This window comes from Chitinophaga niabensis (assembly GCF_039545795.1).
GTDB classification, from domain to species: domain Bacteria; phylum Bacteroidota; class Bacteroidia; order Chitinophagales; family Chitinophagaceae; genus Chitinophaga; species Chitinophaga niabensis_B.
Genome location: NZ_CP154260.1, coordinates 1736532 through 1758799 on the forward strand (window position 1 = coordinate 1736532; position 22268 = coordinate 1758799).

11 protein-coding genes are annotated in these 22268 nt (G+C 48.0%); 6 read left to right on the forward strand and 5 right to left on the reverse strand.

All coding sequences use genetic code 11. The features are described from left to right. Position 1: 1 nt before the first annotated feature. From AAHN97_RS07085 to AAHN97_RS07105, 5 genes are read right to left on the reverse strand one after another with little or no spacing between them, the layout of a single operon-like run. The gene (locus tag AAHN97_RS07085) at positions 2-1699 is read right to left on the reverse strand and encodes a RagB/SusD family nutrient uptake outer membrane protein (protein WP_343306863.1); all 1698 of its coding nucleotides are present in this window, start codon (positions 1697-1699) and stop codon (positions 2-4) included. A 12-nt stretch (positions 1700-1711) separates the two neighbouring features. Next, positions 1712-4495, reverse strand: coding sequence for a SusC/RagA family TonB-linked outer membrane protein (locus AAHN97_RS07090; protein ID WP_343306864.1), 2784 nt, complete (start codon positions 4493-4495; stop codon positions 1712-1714). A gap of 28 nt (positions 4496-4523) precedes the next feature. Beyond that, positions 4524-6230, reverse strand: a complete 1707-nt coding sequence (locus AAHN97_RS07095) for a RagB/SusD family nutrient uptake outer membrane protein (protein WP_343306865.1) — start codon at positions 6228-6230, stop codon at positions 4524-4526. A gap of 5 nt (positions 6231-6235) precedes the next feature. Continuing rightward, complete coding sequence (locus AAHN97_RS07100; RefSeq protein ID WP_343306866.1) at positions 6236-9370, reverse strand: SusC/RagA family TonB-linked outer membrane protein; 3135 nt, start codon at positions 9368-9370, stop codon at positions 6236-6238. 18 nt (positions 9371-9388) lie between these two features. After that, a complete protein-coding gene (locus tag AAHN97_RS07105) occupies positions 9389-10801 on the reverse strand; it encodes a hypothetical protein (RefSeq protein WP_343306867.1) in 1413 nt (470 codons plus the stop codon). Positions 10802-11384: 583 nt separating this feature from the next. Here AAHN97_RS07105 and AAHN97_RS07110 point away from each other — a divergent pair. From AAHN97_RS07110 to AAHN97_RS07135, 6 genes are all read left to right on the forward strand, one after another. Beyond that, positions 11385-11969, forward strand: a complete 585-nt coding sequence (locus AAHN97_RS07110; RefSeq protein WP_343306868.1) for an RNA polymerase sigma factor — start codon at positions 11385-11387, stop codon at positions 11967-11969. A gap of 65 nt (positions 11970-12034) precedes the next feature. Then, a complete protein-coding gene (locus AAHN97_RS07115) occupies positions 12035-13258 on the forward strand; it encodes a FecR family protein (protein WP_343306869.1) in 1224 nt (407 codons plus the stop codon). A 220-nt stretch (positions 13259-13478) separates the two neighbouring features. After that, positions 13479-16772 (forward strand): TonB-dependent receptor, encoded by a 3294-nt coding sequence (locus AAHN97_RS07120; RefSeq protein WP_343306870.1) that lies wholly within the window; start codon positions 13479-13481, stop codon positions 16770-16772. Between the two features lie 12 nt (positions 16773-16784). Further along, entirely contained in the window at positions 16785-18248 is a 1464-nt protein-coding gene (locus AAHN97_RS07125; RefSeq protein WP_343306871.1) for a RagB/SusD family nutrient uptake outer membrane protein, read from the forward strand. A 79-nt stretch (positions 18249-18327) separates the two neighbouring features. Further along, positions 18328-20481: a hypothetical protein gene (locus tag AAHN97_RS07130; RefSeq protein WP_343306872.1), complete on the forward strand. Its 2154-nt coding sequence runs from the start codon at positions 18328-18330 to the stop codon at positions 20479-20481. Then, the gene (locus AAHN97_RS07135) at positions 20478-22262 is read left to right on the forward strand and encodes an alpha/beta hydrolase (protein WP_343306873.1); all 1785 of its coding nucleotides are present in this window, start codon (positions 20478-20480) and stop codon (positions 22260-22262) included. Before AAHN97_RS07130 ends, AAHN97_RS07135 begins: the two co-directional genes overlap by 4 nt. Positions 22263-22268 lie beyond the last annotated feature (6 nt).

Genomic DNA, 22268 nt, shown 5'->3' on the forward strand with positions numbered 1-22268 from the left:
TTTACCATAAAGGATTTTGCACCAGTTTGGGAGAGATGAATAATTCTCCTTTGGGAATGGGGTACAGGTACATCTTTGGTTCAAACACTCTTTGCTCCACAACAGCAGGTGTATAAGTGAATGTACCGTTAGCATTGCGCGTAATGTTCACACCCCTGAGTGGTGTGCCAAAGTATTGTGGCCCCTGCATCCATCTGCGAACATCCCAGGCACGGTGATCTTCAAATGCAAATTCCACCCTGCGTTCATTCCGTATCCTTTCCCGCATCTGTGCCTGTGAAAGACCTGCAGGCAGGGGAGGCATACCAATGGTGCTGCGCCCGCGCACATAGTTGACATACTGCGCGATATCAGGATTGCCCGGTTCGCATTCATTCAGCGCTTCTGCATAGTTCAGGAATATTTCCGCGGTGCGGATAAGGATCCAGCTGTGTACACTGGTCCTGTTCTGTAACAGGTCTGTGTATTCGCTGAGATACTTTTTCATGTAATAACCTGTTTTGCTGGCTAAAGGAATTCCCTGCCCATCACGCCCGCCTGCCCATAATTCCACATTGCGGCTGTTAAACCAGGTATTGTTGGTGATGATGCTTAAGCGAAGACGTGGATCACGGTTGGCATAAGGATCTGCAGCATGTGCAGGATTATTCCAGTCGAAGGGTGTGCCATCTGTCATTTCGTAGGCATCTACCAGATTCTGAGAGGGCGCATTACCACTTTCTCCCAGGTTGTAGCCGATGGGGAAGTTGGCTTTCTCAAATTCATTACTGGGCCCGTTCCTGCGTGTTAAGATGATCTCCGGTGAATTAAAAGTATTGAAGAGAGGCCCGTATTCCCAGTGGATCCAGTAACCGGTACCTGCAAGGTCAAGCACTGCTTTGGCAGCATTGGCCGCATCCTTCCAACGTTGTGTTCGATTGCCGGTGGGCATGGATATCAATTCCGGTTTACTATAACCGCCAGACCAGGTAGTGGAATTGAAGAGATCGCTGGCGGCATAGAGCAGTGCACGGCTTTTCAGTGCAAGTGCAGCACCTTTGGTAGCTCTGCCCAGGTCTGCATCGGCAGACTTAGCTGGTAATCCTGCTCCGCTTTCATCACATTCTTTCACAATGAACTGGATGCAGGCTTCCAGTGAACTCCTTTCCACTTTGGAGAAATCTTCCGTTACACTCAGTTCCGTTGTGAAAATAGGAACACCACCATAACGTTTCACCAGTTCAAAATAAAAGAACGCTCTCAGAAAACGTGCTTCCAGTTTCCAGCGCGCGATCTCTGCTGTTCTTTGCTGATAGATCAGCTGATCAGAAGGATTGGTGCTCAGGCGGTAGGTTTCCAGGTTAATGCTGTCTGAAGAAGCAAGGAACTGGTTCACACGCCGGATGGCCTTGTAATATTTCGCCCAAGCATTATCCGGATTATCGTAGGCGTTCCAGGAGCCGTTGTTGAACTTCTGTATATTGGCATTTTCCTGCGTGTATTCCGCTTCATCGCTGGCGGAAGCCATCATAGCCCTGTCCACCTGCAGGAAACCTTCCGGCAGTTCTGTATAGAGTATGGCCTGCCGGTAGCTGGAGTACTGGTAGGATTGTGTTACTTGTTTTTCGGTGATGTTTGTGATCACTTCACGGTCCAGTTTCTCACAGGCGCTCAGGAGGAAGAGTGCCGCCACACCGTATATTAGCGTAATGTGTTTCATAGATCGTTGCTTTTAAAGTTCAATTCTAAAGCCGGCAGAGAATGTGCGCAGGGCCGGATAACCGATATTCAGTGTTTCCGGATCGAGGTCGCCTGCTATATCATCCACAGAGAACAGGTTATTGCCATTGAGGAAGATCCTGGCGCTGCTCAGCTTTATCCTGGCAAGCGTTTGTTTTGGCAGGGAATAACCCAGCTCAAGCGTGCGTAGTTTGAGATAACTGCCATCACGTTGCCAGAAAGAAGAGAAACGGTAATTGTTCAGGTTGTTCGCTGAAGACAAACGCGGGTAAGTGGCAGATGCTGCCGTGGCAGGCGTCCACCGGTCCTTTGCCATCTCCGGTGCAGACCTGTTGTTCTGGAAGGCATAGAACTGGTTACCCAGTGTAACGGTACTGCCGCTCACACCCTGGAAGAAAGCATCCAGGTCAAACCCTCTGAACTTTACACCCGCATGCAGGCCATAAGTAAGGGTAGGGAGGTAGGAATTGCCGATAGCATTTACATCGTTCTGGTCTATGATATTATCACCATTCTGGTCTTTGTATTTGATATCACCGGGCTGCACAGTAGTGAAGGTCTGCCTTGGGCTGGCATTGATATCTGCTGCATCTTTGAAAAAACCGATGGCCTGCAGGCCAAAAGGCTGGCCCGCCGGATGCCCTGCACGGTACAGATAAGTATCTTCCTGCACAGCTTCAGCATTGTACACGATCTTGTTCTTCGCATAAGCGGCATTTCCTGCTACAAACCACTGCACTTTGGCATCGGCTGCATTGTGATAAGCAATCACCGCTTCCAGGCCCTTGTTATCTACTTTACCCACATTCAGGAAAGGCAGGTCTACACCCACATATTGCGGAACGGTGAAAAAGGGTTGTGCTAGAATGTGCCGGCGTTTATTACTGAATACATCCAGGTTGAAAGTAATGCGCTCTATCAATGTTGCTTCCAGGCCAAGGTTCGTTTTTGTTTCTTTCTCCCAGGTTACATCAGGGTTGGCAGGAGTGCCTTCATAGATACCGGCAGTACCGTTATTACCTGTTCCAAAGTAAGGTGATGCGCCGAAGGGGAATAACTGATCGAACATAAAGCGGGGGCCGCCTATAAGATCATTTCCTGTAAGGCCATATGAAGCACGCAGTTTCAGGAAGCTGATCACTTTATTCTCTTTCAGGAAGTTCTCATTGGAAGCGATCCATCCGGCAGAGAACGCAGGGAAGTAACCGAACCTTTTGCCTTTGGGGAAATTCTCTGAACCCATATAGGCCATATTCACTTCCGCCACATACCGTTCATCGTAAGCATAAGTAATGCGTGCGCCGCCATTGATGTGTTTGTAAGGCAGGTTGTTGCCGCTGATAGAATAACTATCCTGGTTATACATCAGCATAGCGGAAATATTATGAATACCAAAGTTGCGGTCGTAGTTCAGGAATCCCTGCAAAGCATAGTTGCGCCATTGCTCTGAACGGCTTTCATCCCCGGCCAGTGATGTTTTCTGCCCGAAGCGGGTGATCACGGTATCGCCGTTGCTGTTGCGAAAAATGGAGAAACGTTCGTATTGTTTGCTTTTGTTGGAATAACTATTGAAGTAAGTATTCAATGCCAGTGCACCAGAAACACTCAGCCCTGGTGTGATGAAATCCAGTTGTTGTGTTAACCGCAACGATCCCTGCAGGGTTCTGCCATTGGAGGTATAGGAACCAGTCTGCAATACATTGCCGAGCGGGTTCGCATACAGGGCATTGCCCCCAAAGCTGCCGTTGGGCAAATAAACCGGGAAGGCGTTGGCAGGGATGGATGCGGCAAGTCCGAACAGGTTAGCAGTGGTATTACCTGCGGGGTTTGCCTTGTCTTCTACCGTACCGCCTAATCTGATAGCAGCTGTGAGTTTTTGGGTGATGTTGATATCCACATTCGTGCGGAAGTTGTAACGCTGGAATTTGGAATTACTGCTTTCATCTTCTTTATCTCCCGCTTTGATCAGCAGGCCCTGGCTGGTCAATGCATTCAGTGCTACGAAATAGCGCACGGTTTCATTACCGCCATTGAAAGTAAGATTGTAATTACTCATGGGCGCAGCTTTACGCAGTATCTGATCATACCAGTTCACATCCGGATGAAAGTAGGGATCGTTGCCAGTCCTGTACGCTTCCAGGTCACTGTTCGTATACATGGGCGTTTTACCATCATTTTGCAAAGCTTCGTTGTACAAGGTGGCATAGTCATAGGAGCGGAGGTTTTCAGGTAGTGCAATGGGTTTGTTGAAGCCGTATTGTACACCAAAACCTACTCTCAATGCTCCCTTTACGCCTTTTTTTGTAGTGACCAGCATCACGCCGTTAGCACCTCTGCTGCCGTACAACGCAACAGCCGCCGCATCTTTCAGGATAGTGATAGATTCCACTTCATCCGGTACCAATTGTGCGAAGGTGCTTTCAAAGCCATCTACCAATACGAGTATTTTGGTATCGGCGGCACCAAAAGTGCCAACGCCCCTGATCACCATACCGGGTGTATTCACGCCATTTTCACTGCTGCCTGCCTGTACGGTAAGCCCGGGCAGGCGTCCGTACAATGTATTGCCGAGGTTGGTGTTAAAGGTTTTCTTTAATTCACTGCCCTGTACGGAAGAAACAGCGCCGGTTACCATCCAGGCTGCCTGCCTGCCATAAGGTACCTCAACAGAATCAGGCCGTACAGTTTGGGCAGAAGCATGCCAGCCTGCAGAACAGGCGAATGCCAGTGCTACAAACCGCTGCCGGGTAAAGAGATGATATATACTTGATTTCATGTAATGCTTTTTACGATTGAAGGATAGGTTACCAACCAGGGTTTTGAATGATATGCCCTTTGTTCACTTCAGAAAGGATGAAGGGATGCAGGTACATCTTTCTTGGGAAAGAACGTTGCTCAAAAATGAACGGCGTAAAACTGATCTCCGTACTTCCCGTTATAGCGGCAAGTTTCAGGCCCCAGAAATCTCCTTTCATCACACCATTGTCTTCTGCTATCATCCAGCGCCGTATATCCCAGAAGCGATGATCTTCAAAAGCCAGCTCAATATCCCGTTCGTTACGTACGCGCTGCCTGAAGTCTGCCTGCGAAAGATTGGCCGGAAGATCAGGCATGCCGGAGCGCCTGCGGATCTCATTCACTGCTGCATAAGCATCTGCAGTAGGCCCATCGTTAAACTCGTTGAGTGCTTCTGCATAATTAAGGTAAGCTTCTGCCAGCCGGAAGATCTGCCAGTTAGGGATCTGCGCGGCACCGTTATGCAAAGCTTCAGGGATCAGCTTATGCATCCAGTGACCCAGCTGGCTATTAAGACAATTGAATTTGGGATCTTCCCTGTTCCAGTAAGAATTATGATAAGCAACGGTTTGTTTGAAACGAGGATCCAGTTCATCATATTTCTGGAAGAGGTTATTACCGCCTGCGAGTGGCCAGGTTTGCGGTGTACCATCCGTCTTTTCATATTTCCTGATAAAGTTGAAGGTAACCATTACACCTGCCCATCCTGAATTGGAAAGGGTATTCGGTTTCATGGTTGCCCAGGGGATCTCCCATGCATTACGCGGGCCATAGATCTTATTGGCAAGGATGATCTCTGCATTGTCGTTGGTAGACCATTGGTATTTATAGTTCGCCGTTACGCCTTTGTCTGTGATCAGGTGAATGCCGCCGGTGGGTGCCCAGTCCAGTACTGCTTTGGCTGCATCTGCGGCCAGCTTCCAACGGTTCTTGTCGAAATTGCCGTAACAGATCAGTTTATCTTTATCACCACCCAGGCTCAGATAAGGTTGCGCTGCATTGAACAGCGGACTGGCAGCATACAGCAATGCTCTTGATCTGAGCATCAGTGCCGCGCCTTTTGTCGCACGTCCGCGCATGGTGCTGGGATAAACAGGAGGTAGTTTTGCAGCGGCATCCGTAGCATCATTCACAATGAAATTGATACATTCTTCAATGGTATTCCTCCCCAGGTTCAGATCATCTGTGAGCTGAAACCTTTTATCCACGATGGGAACGCCGCCATAACGTTTGATCATTTCAAGGTAATTCAGCGCCCGTACAAATTTTGCTTCCCCGAAAACCTGGTCACGGTAAGCAGGAGTGATGTTGGGCACTTCATCTATTCTTTCCATAATAATGTTGCACATACGGATAGCAGTCCAGCGGAGGAAGAAACGATAATCCTCCAGGTTTACGATATCGCTGGCAGTAATGTTGGCGGAATTCCAGCGCTGGCCTGTGAGCCAGCCTACGGCGTATTCCGCTTCATCCGTTGCACCGGCAGAAATATCGTAGGTAGCGGCATTGGTAAGACTTCTGTCCTCTGTAGGGAGGCCGTGATGGATCCCGTGCCGGTAAAGACTGGCCACATACATTTCCAGTTCTGTCTGTGAAGAGAACATGGTGTTTTCTGTAACGTCCACACCGGGCGCTTTATCCAGGAACTTCTTCTCACAGGAGACAGACAGTACACTGCACAGGCCCAGTATATAGAGTGCATGTAATTTTTTCATGCTCATCAGAATTTAAGATTAAGACCGAAGTTGATCGTTTTCACAATGGGGTAGGGTTCTGCACCGTTACTGTTCCCATCGTAGATATTAACAGGTTGTTCCGGATCAATGCCCGGCGGCAGCTTATGCCAGGTGAGCAGGTTATTTCCGTTCACATAAAAACGGGCAGCACTGATGCCGATCCTTCTGAGCGTATTGGCTGAAAGGGTATAACCTATCTCCATATTCTTCAACCGCACATAACTGGCATCCCTGATCCAGAAATTGGATTCTTTGTAGTTATGCTGCTGTGCATCTGTACCAATAGCCAGGTGCGGGTAATTGATGGGAAGGCCCTGCTCATATCTTTCCTGCGACCAACTTTCCAGCAGACCTTTGTAAGCACCTATATCCAGCGGGAAAGCGATCTTGGCGCGTGAAGGAAGGTCCGTACTTACTTTGGTAGCACCCTGGAAGAGCACGGAAAGATCAAATCCTTTGTAGCTGGCGCCGAAGGACATGCCGTATAATTGCTCCGGGAAATTGGAGTAACCGATCGGCACGTAATCACTCTCTGAAATAATACCATCCCCATTCACATCCCTGTAGCGGATATCACCGGGTTGTATCTTGTTATTATTCCACTGGGAAGCAGGCCTTTTTGCATCATTCACTTCAGCCCAGGTATTGTACAATCCTTCAGCGATCAGGCCGAAGTATTGCCCCACACGATGCCCGGTGCGTTGCTGATAGGGCATGGGCTGCGGGATCTCGTCCATTTCCAGGATCTTGTTACGGGCAAAGGTGAAAGTACCTCTTATCCAGTATTGCACGTTGCCGGCATGATCGTTAAAGGAGATGTCGCCATCTATACCTTTGTTCTGCATCTTGCCGAAGTTGTAAGGAGGGAAGGTGGCGCCGGTAATTACCGGGATGGTTTGGCGGGAAGCCAGGATATTGCTCCGCATTTCAGAGAAATAATCTGCGGTGATGGCAAGCTTGTTCTTCCAGAATTTCACTTCCAGCCCAATGTTTTTCTTGGCCGCTCTTTCCCAGGTAAGCAGTTCATTACCCAATGCGCCTTCCACCGGTGTGGTGTATTGTGAAAAGTTCACACCGGCCTCTCCGAAATAGTATCCGTTGGAGTAAGTATAGGAAGTAGGGCGGTAGAGGAAGCGGGCATTGTTCAGTTTGTCGTTCCCCACTTCTCCGTAAGAACCCCTGATCTTCAGGAAGGTAACAATATCATTCTGCGGGAAGAAGGATTCCATAGAAGGTATCCAGCCTGCAGAATAAGCAGGGAAGAAACCAAAACGGCGGCCTTCTGCAAAGTTTTCTGTTCCGTTATACCCTGCATTATACTCCAGCAGGTAACGGTCTTTATAAGAGTAGGTGATACGCCCCACCAGCCCCTGGTAACCATTAGGTACCAGGAAAGCCAGGTTGGGGTCAAATAATTTTGTCTGGTTGTAGAGCAGGAGACCCGTTACCGTATGATGCCCGAAAACACGGTTGTAGTTCAGGCCTGCTTCTGCATAACTGCGCCTGTTCTTCCCGATAGCTTCTGAATAACCAAAAGGTTCTTCCAGGCTTTGCGGCCTGAACAGGAGTTTGCCATCCGCTTCTCTTCTTACAGAGTAGGTCACTACATTTTTGCTGTAGGTATCTCTTTTGCTGTTGAAGTTCTGATAGGATATTTTACCATGAATGGAAAGTCCTTTCGTGATCACATCCAGATCGTAATCCACTCTCACTGTACCATTGAGATAGCTGATGTATTCTTTCGAATAACCTGAGCCCAGCAGGTTTACAACAGGGCTAACAGGCTGGCTGTAACCCTGTGTAATGATCTTGTTATCTAGGATACCCGGTGATTGCCATGGTGGTGCATCGCCGATAGCCTGTATGATACGGTTCGTATTCCAGTTGGAACCTCTGCGATGTTCGTTCTGCAGGGAGAGGTCCAGTGCTATCTTCAGTTTTTTGGTAACATCAAAGTTGAAGTTGGAACGGAAGTTATAGCGCTTGAATTTGATCTGTGCATCCCATCCCGGATCCAGTTTTGTTTGTTTGAAAAGTGCTTCCTGATTGAAGAGACCACCTGAAATGAAATACCTTGTTTTCTCTGTTCCACCGCTGATAGTGAGGTTCTGCTGTGTTTGCAGGGACGTTTTTTTCAGCAGCATATCATAGTAATTGGTACTCGGGTACATGATGGGATCTTCCCCTGATTCATATTTGGCGATATCCGCATCACTGAAACGTGGTGTATATACAGAGCCGGTGATATAACTGTCGTATTTCCTGGCTGCATTATAGGAGCGGGTATATTCTGCACTGTTCATAGGTTCGCGCAGGTCCACAAAGCTATTAAGCGCAGCATTGGTGGTGAGGTTCAATTGAGGTTTACCTTCCTTGCCACGGCGGGTGGTGATCAGCAGTACGCCGTTTGCACCACGCACACCGTATATGGCAGTGGAAGAAGCATCCTTCAGGATACTTACGCTCTCAATTTCATTCGGATCAATATTGTTGTAGTTGGATACTTCAATACCATCTACCATGATCAGCGGTTCCTGCGATCCGGTAAAGGTGCCCACACCCCGTATCCGGAGTGTAGAACCATCCTTGCCCGGCTCTCCGCTGGATTGCCTGGCCAGCAGGCCGGACATGCGGCCGGCAAGAGAGTTACTGATGTTCGCAACAGGTGATTGTAAAAGATCTTTGGTTGTAACAGAAGAAATAGCACCTGTTACAGATACTTTCTTTTGCGTACCATAACCAACTACTATCACCTCGCCAAGATTTTCAGAAGATTCCGGCATGGTAACATCCAGCACATTACCGCTGCCCACACTTCTTTCCTGGGCTACATAACCCATAAAGGTGAACACCAGTATTACATTACGGTCCGGTACCTTCAGGCTGTACCTGCCTGATTCATTGGTGATAGCGGCAATAGACTGGTTTTTAACGCGTACCGTAACACCCGGAAGCAATTCTCCTTTTTGATCTTTGATGGTGCCGGTGATCGTTACTTCCTGCTGAAAAGCGATGCCCGGAAGCAGGGGCGCGCTGTGCCCGCTAACCCCTCCGAGGGCATTCAGGTAGCCGGCGGAAAGGCATGGGATCATGCATAGGAGTGATAGAATTTTTTTCATAACAGAGGATTTGGAGATCTATTTCTTCATGAGAATGTAAGTGGGACTTTCCCCGATAGTAATACTGATGCTATTGTTATCCACCTGTTCCCAGGATGCGTTGGGAGCGTCTCCTGCGGCGGTGGCCATGGTTTTTGCACTGAGGGGTTTGCCAGGCATGCCTGTGAGCGTTACCCGTGCCTCTCTTGGTTGATATCCTTCTTTTTCGTGTGACTTTACGCCGGTAGGGGACCAGGCCACCCAGGTCCTGTTACTGCCATTGCTGAATTCATATACATAGAGCTGACCATAATCCTGTTTTATAATACGCGAAAAGCGGAAGTTGCCCAATGTTTCATACAACTGCTTTACTGCATGGAAAGACATTTTTGGCTCAAACTTGCGGGTAAGGCCTGATGCTGCATGAAAAGAAGGTTCATTATCATCGTTATAATAATAGAGATAGGCACGGTTTACATCCAAGGTGGCAAATGCCAGGAAAGAACGCACCAGGTATTGCGCCTGCTGCAGGTCTGTATGGCCCTGCCAGTCCAGTTTCTCCCACCAGTCTTTCCTGTTCTTCATTACATCTGGTGTACAGGCATCATAACCGAATTCCGTTACCCATATTTCTTTTCCCTTTGCGCTGGTATTGCGCCAGTCAATAGTTTCCTGCACTACTTTCAGGTACACTGCGGAAGTATCTTCCGGCCAGGTACGGTTCCAGTTATTGGGATTGTTGCCTGATTTAGGAATGGTGGAATAAGTGTGCACATTCAGTACATCATATAAAGGCAGTACATCCGCATCTCCGTAAAATGAATGTACATCCTGTGAATAATCATCTGCAGGGCGTGCATGTATAGTGGGCGTCACCACTTTTGCTTTGGGATCGCCGTCCCGGATCCCTTTTGCCATCTGAACAAAGAGGTTGCGGAACATGGGCAGATCTACCCTGCGCCCTGGTTCATTATCTATCTCAAAAGAAGTGGCCAGCTTTTCAGCACCGGATGGTCCGTAAAATGAAGCCATCGCTTTTGTATAATTATAACTCCATTGTTCCTGTTCTTTCCATTTATCAGTAAAGTGATCATGCCCTCCGCCGAAGCTGGCAAACTGTACACATATGTCTGTTTCAAAACCACCTTGTTTCCATGGGCCGTATACATCCCTTTTCCAGTTGACGTTATTGATCGTATTGGGAATAGTGATGGGGTCTCCCGGTTTTTTTACATCCCAGTCTATATTATGGTAGTTGCGTACAAGCCGGCATACCTGACCGTAGAGCGCTGGTTTGAAGTGAAAGTGACCGTTAATGCCCATGAAGTCTTTCATCAGTGGTTTGTTGCTCACAGTATCCTCCATTCCGCTGTTATTCCCGTCTTTAGGGGTTTTGCAGGAAAAGAAAGCAACTGTAGCTACGGAGAAAAACCCGAGTACAATTTGTTTCATGTTGAACTTTTTGAAATTTAATGTATAACGCTTTCAGGACTGCTGTTGCAGCCTGCGCTTTTATCAGTTTAATAGGTGCATGCTCCGCCGGTATAAACGATTATCCGTTATTTGGTTTCCATGCTCTTCCCGTTGAGTAAATTCTGATTGATGTAACGTGAAATTCTATGCAGTTCTAATCCTGGTCACTTTGCAATAAATGGTGGAGCACTTACTAGCTGTTCTGGTAACTTCGTTAACAAGGTAGAAATTAATTTTTATAATTGTTCATTTAACAATTAAAAAAAATCTAAGCTTGATAATCTTATCTACCTTCTTGTTTTTAATAGCAGTAACGGGTGCAAACCTTCAACGGCGGCCGTTTAAGCGTGTGTTTCCCTGTATCTTGATAAATAAGTGTATGCAAATAATAATGTCTCACACTATTGTGCATTGTTAAATTGTTTTGTAAATTAATTGACGCAACCGTCAGAAAATAATTTTAGCAGGCATTTAAATTGAATTAATTATTTTTAATTAATAAATGTCCTTTTAACAATTAACACTTGTTTTCACTTATACCACGGCCTCAATCAACCACCTCGTGCAAGACAGCATTTACATAAGGGAATTCCAGACAGGCAGCCACGGAGCTTTCGCTATTTGCTTCGACCGGTACTATGCCCGCCTGTGTTATTTCGCCAGGGGCTTCCTGCCGGATTCACCTACGATAGCGGCGGACCTGGTGCAGGATGCATTTGAACGGCTGTGGGAGCGGCGCGCAGATTTCTCTCATGAAGCGGCCATCCGTTCCTTCCTGTATGTAACGGTGAAGAATGCGTTCCTGGATCTGCAGCGGCATGAGCGTGTAGTACGTAAGTACGCAGCCACACACCATGAAGAGGAAGCGATAACGGAGAACATGCTGGAGCGGATGATGACGGCGGAAGTGCTGGCTGATGTTCACCAGGCGTTGCAGAAATTACCGCAGGGCTGCCGCAGTGTGCTGAACCTGGGGTATTTCCAGGGGCTAAGGAATGAAGAGATCGCTAGGGAACTCCGTGTGTCTGTAAATACTGTTAAATCCCAGAAGATGCGGGCAATCAAACTGTTGAAAGCTTTTTTCGCCAGGCCTGCCAATACAACATTACCGCTGGTGCTATGGCAACTGGCATCCCTGTTCCGTTGATCACCCCAATTTTTTTTGATCCCCATTCCATCCTTTTTCCCAGGTTGATCGTTTTATGTGATACTATGCAGCAAGATGATCCGCATTTTGAAATTTCCCGCCTGCTTGCAGGGCTGATAAATGGTACGCTTACGGCAGAAGAAACCGCCCGGCTGGAAGCCTGGCGGCAGGAAAGTCCGGCTAACAAAGCGTTGTACGATCGTATGACGGATCCTTCATTCCTTTCAGCAGAGTTGGAGCACTGGGAGGCAGAAGGACAGGAACAGGCAAAGGAACAGTTCTTCAGAAAAAAGTATGAGGCCGGCCGCCCTGCCCCTGCAAAGATCAGGTATATCTTTCGCTATGCTGCAGCTGTGCTGCTGTTACTGGCGCTCGCAGGGGGAAGTGTTTACCTGTTAAGGCAGGAGCAAAAACCTTTACCCGTTTTGCAGGTGGAAGATATGCGTGCAGACAGCAGTTTTTTGCCGAGAGGGAATGTGGCAAAACTAGTGATGAAAAACGGGCATGAGGTAGCATTGAAGGGGGAGGCGGAACAGGAGTTTGAAGAAGAAGACGGCACACGTGTAAAGAACGGGTACAGTGCATTGCGTTACCAGGCGCATCAACAAAAGGCAGATGCAGAAACGGTGTATCATACACTGGTAACACCCAAGGGTGGGGAATATACAGTAATGCTGGCGGATGGTACCACAGCCCGGCTGAATGCCGCATCTTCCCTGCGTTTTCCAACCCGGTTTGAAGGAAAGGAACGGGTAGTGGAGCTTTCGGGTGAAGCATATTTTGAAGTGGCAAAAGATGTGCAGCATCCTTTCATTGTAAAAACAGCGCGTTCTCTCGTGCGGGTATTAGGAACAGATTTTAACGTATATGCCTATACGGATATGCCGGAAGAGCGTACAACACTGGCCAGTGGAGCCGTGAAAGTAGGCCATCGGGAACAGGAGCGGGGAATGATACTGCAGCCTGGTTTTCAGGCGCAGGTACAAGCTGCCGTGAATGAGATAAAAGTAGTGCGTGCAGATATGGAAGAAGCATTGGCCTGGAAGAATGGCCTGTTTGTTTTTAATGCCGCATCACTCGGAGATATTCTGCGCCAGATAGGACGCTGGTATGATGTGGATATAAATTGTGAAAGCAGTATGGAACGAAAATTTCATTTCTCAGGGCGCATCCATCGTTACGAAAATATAGCCGGGGTACTTGAACTACTCGAAATGACCGGCAAGGTCAGATTCCAGCTGCAGGGCCGGACACTGATCGTAAGACCGGCTGCAGCAAAAACAACCTAACCAAAAGCAATCGTTATGTAGAAGAAATCTGCGCATTCTAAAAATGAAAACCGGGAAGGCGGCCACCTCCCCGGTGTTGAAAGCAACCGGCATTTGCTCCAAAGTTTAAGCAAATGGGAAATGCCTATTAATCACTATCTCCACGTAAGTTATGAAAAAAAATCTTTTCGGCAGGAGGGCGTTCTCTGAACATCCTTCCTCCCGGCTAATGCTTCATGTTATGCGAAACATTACTTTTCTGATGCTGGTTTGTATCATGCAGGTATCAGCTACCAGCTATTCGCAAGATGTACGCCTCACCCTGAACCTGAAAGATGCCAGCCTGACCCGCTTGTTCGGGATCATTCAGCAACAGAGCGATTACAAATTCCTGTACAACCTGGAGGATGTAAACAATTCCCCCCGCCTGAATATCCGGGTGAAAGATGCTACTATTCCCGAGATCCTGGCCATCTGTTTTAAAGACTATCCACTAGGATACCGCATCTCCAACAAAACGGTGGTAGTGGTGCCACGTACTGAATTGCCTGTACCCGTAGCTGAGAAAAAAGAAGTGACGGTATTGGTGGTGAAAGGAATGGTCACCGATGATAAAGGGCAGGCATTGCCGGGTGTGAGTGTGGCACTGAAACAAAGCTCACTGGGCACAGCCACAGATACAGAAGGGAATTACTCAATTACGCTGCCTGATGGTGATGGTACACTGATCTTTTCCTATATCGGGTTTGTGAAACAGGAAGTGCCGGTGAATAAACGCAGCAGCATCCTTGTTCGGCTTGTGCGGGATGTAACAGGCCTCCAGGAAACGGTGGTGGTAGGATATGGTACAGCAAGAAGAGGAGACCTCACAGGTGCTATTAACACGGTGTCTGCAGCTTCATTTGAAAAGCAACCGGTCATCCGTGTGGAGGATGCATTGAAAGGACGTGCTCCCGGTGTACAGGTGCAAAAGCCGAACGGCACACCCGGCGCAGGCATGAAGATCCGTATCCGGGGAGGTAATTCCATTACCGGCAACAGTGATCCGCTATATGTTATTGATGGGATCATTGGTGGAGATATCAGAACACTGAACCCCAATGATATTGCATCAATGGACATTCTGAAAGATGCTTCCTCCACCGCTATTTATGGTTCCCGTGGCGCCAATGGCGTAGTGATCATCACCACTAAAAGCGGCAGGCCGGGCCGGGCTAACGTTACCTTCGATGCATTTTACAGTACGGATAAAGTAAGTAAGAAATACGATCTGCTGAATGCAGTAGAGTATATGCAGGTGGCCAATGAAAAGCAAAGTGTAGATGGCCTCAACCCCCTGTTCACAGCAGCACAGATCGATGAGGTGCGCAGAACGGGAGGTACGGACTGGCAGGATGAAATTCTCCGCACAGGCAGCACCCAGAACTATCAGCTGTCTTTCAGCGGAGGAACGGAAAACACAAGATACTATGTATCCGGCAGCCTGGCTGATCAGAAAGGGATCATTGAAAACTCTGCTTACAAACGTTACGGCCTCCGTGCAAATGTGAAATCTAAAATGAGCAAACGGCTGGACTTTTCCCTGAACCTCTATGGCACATTTGAAAAGTCCAGGAACATCTATGGATACGATGGCCGTAATACGGCACTGGGAAGTGCCCTGATCTTTTCTCCAAATGTTTCCGTATGGGATACGGCTACAAAGGATTACAGGAGGTCTCCTTCATATGGCCCCATCACCTCCAACCCTGTATTTACGACCAACGAGCAGATCTTTGATGGTAACATACTGAATGTACTGGCAAGTTCGCAGCTGCATTACATGATCACAGATGAACTGTCTGCTACTATCAGCGGCGGCGTGAACGGCAACAATTACAATAACCCTTACCTGAAAAGATACCAGCCGGGCAACAACCTGTCCAGCACAGAAGCCGGGTACGACAATGGTTTCACCTGGACCTTGCAGAACACCAATATGCTCAATTATGCCAAGGTGTTTAACAGCATCCACTCGCTGAAGATCACCGCTGGTTATGAGCAGCAGCTGAGCACTACCAAATTCAGCACAGCCTGGGCCACCGGCTTCCCCACCATTGCATTAGGGTACAATGATATTTCCCTTGGTGCCACCCGCAGAGTAGGTTCCGGTTTTTCACAATGGTCCCTGCAATCTTACCTGGGCCGTGTGAATTACACGCTGAAAGACAGGTACCTGTTCACGGTTACTTTTCGTGCGGATGGTTCTTCCAAATTCAAAGGCAACAACAAATACGGTTACTTCCCTTCCGGCGCTTTTGCATGGAGGATCTCAGAAGAGCCGTTTATTCATAACCTGAATGTATTCAGTGATCTTAAACTGAGAACGAGTTACGGACTCACTGGCAACCAGTCCATCGGCCCCTATAAGACACTCAACCTGCTGCAAACATTTGAAAGAGGTTATCCTTTCAACGGAAGCAGCCTGGGTGTGGGGATTGGGCCGGGTACACCTGCTAATCCTGATCTGAAATGGGAAACAACTGCACAGCTGGATATTGGTGTCGACTTTGGTTTCTTCGGCGGCAGATTGAATGGTGCGCTGGATTATTATCACAAAAAAACTACAGACTTATTATTGGATGTGAATATCCCTGATTACAACGGCGGCGGTACCCGCACGAGTAATGTGGGCTCTTTGCAGAACCGGGGTGTTGAGCTGTTGCTGAATGGTGTTGTAATAGACAAGCCTGCCCTGCGGCTGGAAACCGGGTTTAATATCAGTGCCAACCGCAGCAAAGTACTGGACCTGGGCGGTGCTAAAGAGATCTATACCAATGGCGGATATAACGTAGGCCTCAATCCATTCATCGTAAAAGTAGGAGAGCCGCTGGGGCAGTTCAGAGGGTATGTATACCAGGGCGTGTGGAAAACAGCAGAAGCAGCAGAGGCCGCTAAAGTACAACGGCAACCGGGAGATGCACATTACCTGAACGTGAATGGAGATGGTGAGATCAGCGGACCGGATATGATGAGGATCGGCAAAGCGGCACCTGATTTTACCTGGGGCTGGAATACCACGCTGGAGTGGCGAAACTTTGATCTGAACCTTCTCTTTAGCGGCATGCAGGGGAACGATGTATGGAACTATACACGCTGGCTGCCTATGAGTTTTAGTACAGATGCAAGATATGCCACAGCCAGAGAGGTATTAAACAGATGGACGCCGAAGAACGAAAACTCAGATATTCCCGGTATCACCACTTCTACCAATACCCTGCAGCAATCCAGCCAGTTTGTGGAAGACGGTAGTTTCATCCGCCTGTCCAATCTTTCCCTTGGTTACAATCTGCCGCTTTCTGTAATGAAAAGTATGAAGATCAGCCAGGCGAGGTTTTATGTAAGCGGACAGAACCTTTTTGTTATTACAAAATACAAGGGATTTGATCCGGAGTTATCTACTACACCTACTACTTCAGATGTGGCGATGGGAATCGATAACAGTACGTATCCTGCATTCAGGACCATTACAGTAGGTTTAAGGCTCGTACTTTAAAACTTTAAGATCATGAAAAAGATACGCAATATAACAATACTGATACTCTTATTAAGCTCCTGCCAGAAGCTGGAAGAAAACCTGCAGGGCTCCCTGGTGAATGATGTGTTCTTCCGTACGGAATCAGACCTGGATGCTGCTGTAACGGCTATCTACAGCCGCCTTGTCAGCGATCCATGGAATGGCTTTGGCTCTACCAGGGTATGGGTGCCATTAATGGGAGCGGATGATCTTACCACACTTTCGGGGGGTAATAAACAGGATTTCAAAGAGTTTGATCTCTTTGCCGGCACCTCACAGAACGGGGCCATGCGAAACTCCGGCTGGCGTATACCTTATTCGGTGATCTATGCCGCCAACAACGTTATCGCAAATTACCAGAAGGTAAGTGCATCCGATCCGGAGAACATCAATAAACTGGTGGCACAGGCGCGTTTCCTCCGTGCATTTTCCTATTTCTGGATCGTACGCATCTTTGGAGAGATACCCCTGATCACATCCGTTGAAATGAATTACAACGTTGATAAATCTCCGGTGAAAGATGTATACGATCTCATCATTGCAGATCTCACCTATGCAAAGGAACACCTGCCGCCTTCCTGGCAGGGCGCTCCGGGACGGCCTACGGTATGGTCTGCAAAATCATTGCTGGCACAGGTATACCTAACCATGGGTGGCTGGCCGCTGAAAGATGAAACAAAGTATGCATTGGCAGCGGCTGAAGCAAAGGATGTGATTGATCATTCACCCCATGATATCCTTCCCAATTTTGCGGATATATGGCCGCTTAGCAATGAGAATAATAAAGAGATCGTGTGGGCCATACAGTTTTGTTCTGTAGAAAAATGTAACAGCCCGTATTACATGACCCATGGGGGCTACACCACCATGCCCTCTGAGGAATCCGGCTGGGACGACGTGTTTTTTGAACTGGGTTTCTATAAAAGATTTCCGGAAGGTATCCGTAAAAATGGTACTTTTCATACGCAATTCACAAACGGCATCAGCTTTGAACAGGGTAGTACCAAACATCCCTATATTGCCAAATACAGGGACGGTACAGAGAAAGGAAAGCCTTCTTATGAAAATGATTTTATGACTTCCCGGAATATGAACTATCTGCGCTTTGCAGAAGTTCTGCTGATCTATGCGGAAGCACAGGCCATGGCAGATGGAGCTCCCAATGCAGATGCCTATAAAGCCATCAACCGTGTACGCTTCCGTGCCGGATTGAATGACCTGGTACCCGGATTAGGTAAAATGCCTTTCAGGGATTCGGTGGTGGCAGAACGGGGCTGGGAACTGGCCGCTGAATTTTCCCGCTGGTTTGACCTGGTGCGGACGGAAAAGGTGGAAACAGTGAAGGCATTGAAAGATCCATTGGATATGAAAATTGATGTGGATATCACCAAAAAGCAATACCAGTCTCCCATACCGGATTATGATGTATTGCTGAATCCTAAACTGGCAAAGTAGAATCATATAACTGATATGTAGCTTCATTTTGATGCAGGTAAAAGCTTCGCATCAAAATGAAGCTGATTATTTTAATAAGATGAAAGTAATTACCTGGATCTGTCTTTTAAATTGCTGGCTTTTCTTCCCTGCGCAGGCACAGTGGCGCTACGAGGAAGGAAACCTGCGCTTCGAATGGAATTTAACGAACGATCGTGCAACACTTACTGAAGTGCCGGGTGGCGCTGTCACCTGGCAGGGTGGCCTGCTCCCTTCATTCCGGATAAAGGATGAAAAAGGGAAGTTCCGCTACCTGAAAGCCCGTGCGCAGGGTATGCCTGACGATAAAGGGGAAATATCACTGGTGTTGGAAAAGTATGGCACCGGTACGCTGGTGCTGGAACGCAAGGCATGGGGGATCCGCATCAGCCGGCTCAGCATTCAATGGCAGGGCAAAGTACCCGCCATAGTAGAAATGTATATAGGTGCATCATCCATAGCAGCTAACGCAGTAAATGTAAAGCCTGTATGGGACAGGCCTTTTCTGCCTGACTGGCAAACGATGGGCTATTGTGTGCCGGGAGCAAAAGGAGGAACTGTGCAAAGTTATTTTCGTATGTGGGATTTCGGGCAACCGGATATTGCACTGGGTAATTTCGGTCCTTCCATGAGTACACCCTATGGCGCTGCTTTCCCACGCCCTGTATTATTTGCGGCAATGGGCAACAGCAAGGGATGGATCTGTATCGGCGCAGGCAGTGTACCGGATGCTGCCATGACGCTCAAGATACGCGGTACCCGTGGCTGCTATGAATATCTCTTCCGCGAAGATCTCTGGGGCGGATCGCAACGTACCCGCACCTGGGAAGATCTCCTTCGCATTACAATAGATACTGCTGCCATGGCTGCCTTTGAAAAATATTACGCATCGTTCCCTGTTGATGCCAACAAAAAGGTAGCACCTGTTTCTTCTGTATGGAATACCTGGGGCATGTGGCGGTTAAAGAAATACCCCATCAAACCAATTGCAGATTTCATGGAGAAAATGAGCAATGAAATGATGGTACTGGATGATCCATGGGAGGTTTCACAAGGTGCCGGAAAACCCAACCTCGAAAAGTTCCCGCATTTTTTTGAAGAGGTGGAACAAGTGCGCCGTAAAGGAACAGATATTGGCATATGGGAAACCGTAGGCTGGATCAAAGACACCCTGGCCGCCGGTCTTGGAACCAATGATCTTATCAGGGATGCCAAAGGTAAACCCTGCCTGGCAAACTGGAATTTTGACCCATCAGGTGATGCTTATTATTGCCTGGATGTAAGTTCTCCCCGCACCCGTTCTTTCCTGGAAGAAAGGACCCGCAGTGTAATGCGCCAGTTGAAACCGCGGCTGATCAAACTGGATTTTGGATATGGTATGCCTAATCCGAACATGGGTGCGCCAAAAGACCCACGTTTCCGCGGAGAACGTTCTTCCTATGAAATGGTGCGGCTCATTGCAGCCGCCGCCAAAAGTATAGATCCGAATGTGATCATCCTGTACTACGGTATTAGTCCCTTGTGGGCACCACTGGTGGATATGGTGTCGCTGGATGATCAGGGGGATCTCTGGTATGATACCCGGCAGGGGCATGCGGAATGGAGCATATGGGCTTCCCTGCTGTCTCAGCAGCGTGTAGCGATCAGCGGCTCTTCTTCCTATGAATGGAGAACAGATGATGAAGTGTTGATGAACACAATTATACTGGGTTCCCCCGGAGCTGTATTACCTACTGAACTCGAGAATGGCGAACCCATACCGGAACGTTTCCTGAACCGGCGGCTCGCCGTGAATAAATGGTATCGCCGTTCTGTGCTCTGGAAACCGGTATGGTTCAATAGTACCGCCGGAAATATGGAGGCGCCGCCTAAGCTGCGCAACTGGGGAAGGTCCGAGAACGGCGTGCTCACAGCACTTACGCTAAGAACAGAAAACGTTCCCGTAGAAAATATAACCTGTTCCGGCAACTGGGGCCTCATTTCACAGGATGAACAATCCATCACCACTACTACACGCCTTGCAGTGATCCCTTTCAGCGAAGGGAAAATAGAACTGCCCTGCGCTAGCAAACCTGTGAAAGTAACAAAGTTCAACATGCAGGGTACTGTGCCTGCAGATAACTGGTCATGGACAGCAGGCCGCCTCACCATTACCGTAACATCCACACAACTGGATCATACAGCAGGATTCCTGGTTGAAACCGCAGCCTTATGAAACACCTGATACTCTTTGCCTGGATCTGTTTTTATAGCCTGCATGCACAGGCGCAAAAAGACCTGACCCATAATAGCCGCGTTTTCGGGCATGCCAAGTCATACCGCTTATACCTGCCGGATGATTATGCAAAAAATGATCAGCGTTATCCGGTAGTGTATTTCTTTCATGGATGGGGCGGCCGTCATTTTAAAGATGATAATGCAAAACTGGATTATACCGCCTTGCAGCAACTGGTGAATAAGTACCGCGTGATTATGGTGATGTGGGATGGAAATATAGATGAAAGTGAACCCCGCCCATATAACATAGGCAATCATGAAGATGTAAAGTTCCGGGTACAGATGAAAGATTATTTCCCGGAACTGATATCGCACATTGATTCAGCCTATAGAACACTAACCGGGCGGGAGCACCGCAGTATTATAGGTTTCAGCATGGGCGGTATTATGGCTTATTACCTGGGTGGCCGGTATCCTGATAAGGTAAGCAGTATTGTAAGCATGACCGGCAGTCCTGAGTTCTTCTTTGGTTATCCAAACAATCACACACTCTATCCGGTGCGTTATACTTTTGGTAATCTGCAGGGTGTAAGGGTACGGATGCATACCAGTCCCACAGATATTTTGTACGGCCTGAATGAAGAAGTGCGCAAAGGTGCAGCATGGGAGGGACTGCCACTGGATTATCAATCGCTCGATGGAGGCCATATGGTAGATCTGCCGGGAGAAACACGCGTATTTGAAAGTGCCCTTCGTTTTGTAACAGAAGGGGTTAAAAATACTTTACCAGCACCTTTAAGATGGTCGCACTACGACTTGTATCCTGCGTTTGATGTTTGGGGTTATAAAGTGGAAAGTAACCTGCATGAACCAGGTTACCTGTATTTCAAACATGTTGATAAAAGCGGCTGGGGATTTCGTACCCTCCGTTGGCTCCCTTTAGGAGTACCGATAGCAGGTGTAGAGGCAAAAATGATCACTGCCGCGGTATATCAGCCGGGGCAGCGGTACCGGGTAGTGCAGTATGATCTGAGAACGAGTACGCTGCATCGGCAACAATTGCTGGCGGACAGCAGCGGTCGCCTGGCAATCACACAGAGGGGAAGCACGGAAACCGGTATTTACCGGGAAGGTGATCCCTCCGCATGGATAGGGCTGAATCATAATTTACAGTTCTTAAAGAACGGTCAGAACGAAATGCTGCTACTCTTATTTAACCGTGGGGGTGAGATCAACCAGATAGAGGAACTGGATATCCGTATCCGTACCAATGATGAGGCTGTGGTGGTAGCAGACTCAGTAGTAAAAATAAACGCACAACCACACGAACGATTATTGCAACTGCCACCTGTACGTATTGTCAGCCGCAAACAACCAACATCGAACGGTGAGCCATTCGAAGTGAAACTAATATTACAGATCACGGCAGGCAACCAGGTATCTGAAGACGAAATAATAATACCCTCATGGTTTGATGTGCCGGAATGGACAGATATACGCATAGATGGTGATGCGCAAAGGGGTATGCAACTATACAAAGATTCTTCCCGGCTACGGCTCTATTCGGAAGATCTGTGGGTAGCATCTGAAGAGGAAAGACTGGTGGATGAGATCCTCCCTGCCCGCTGGCCTGATGGGTTTACATTAAGCTCTGTGGTGAAAATAAAAGAAGGCTGCCCAAAGGGGCACATCATCACCTTTCTGGCCAGCTATGAAACAAAAACATTTAATCCCATCGAAAGGAAAGTGCGTTGGGGTTTAGTCCGAATTAAAATATAGTATAAC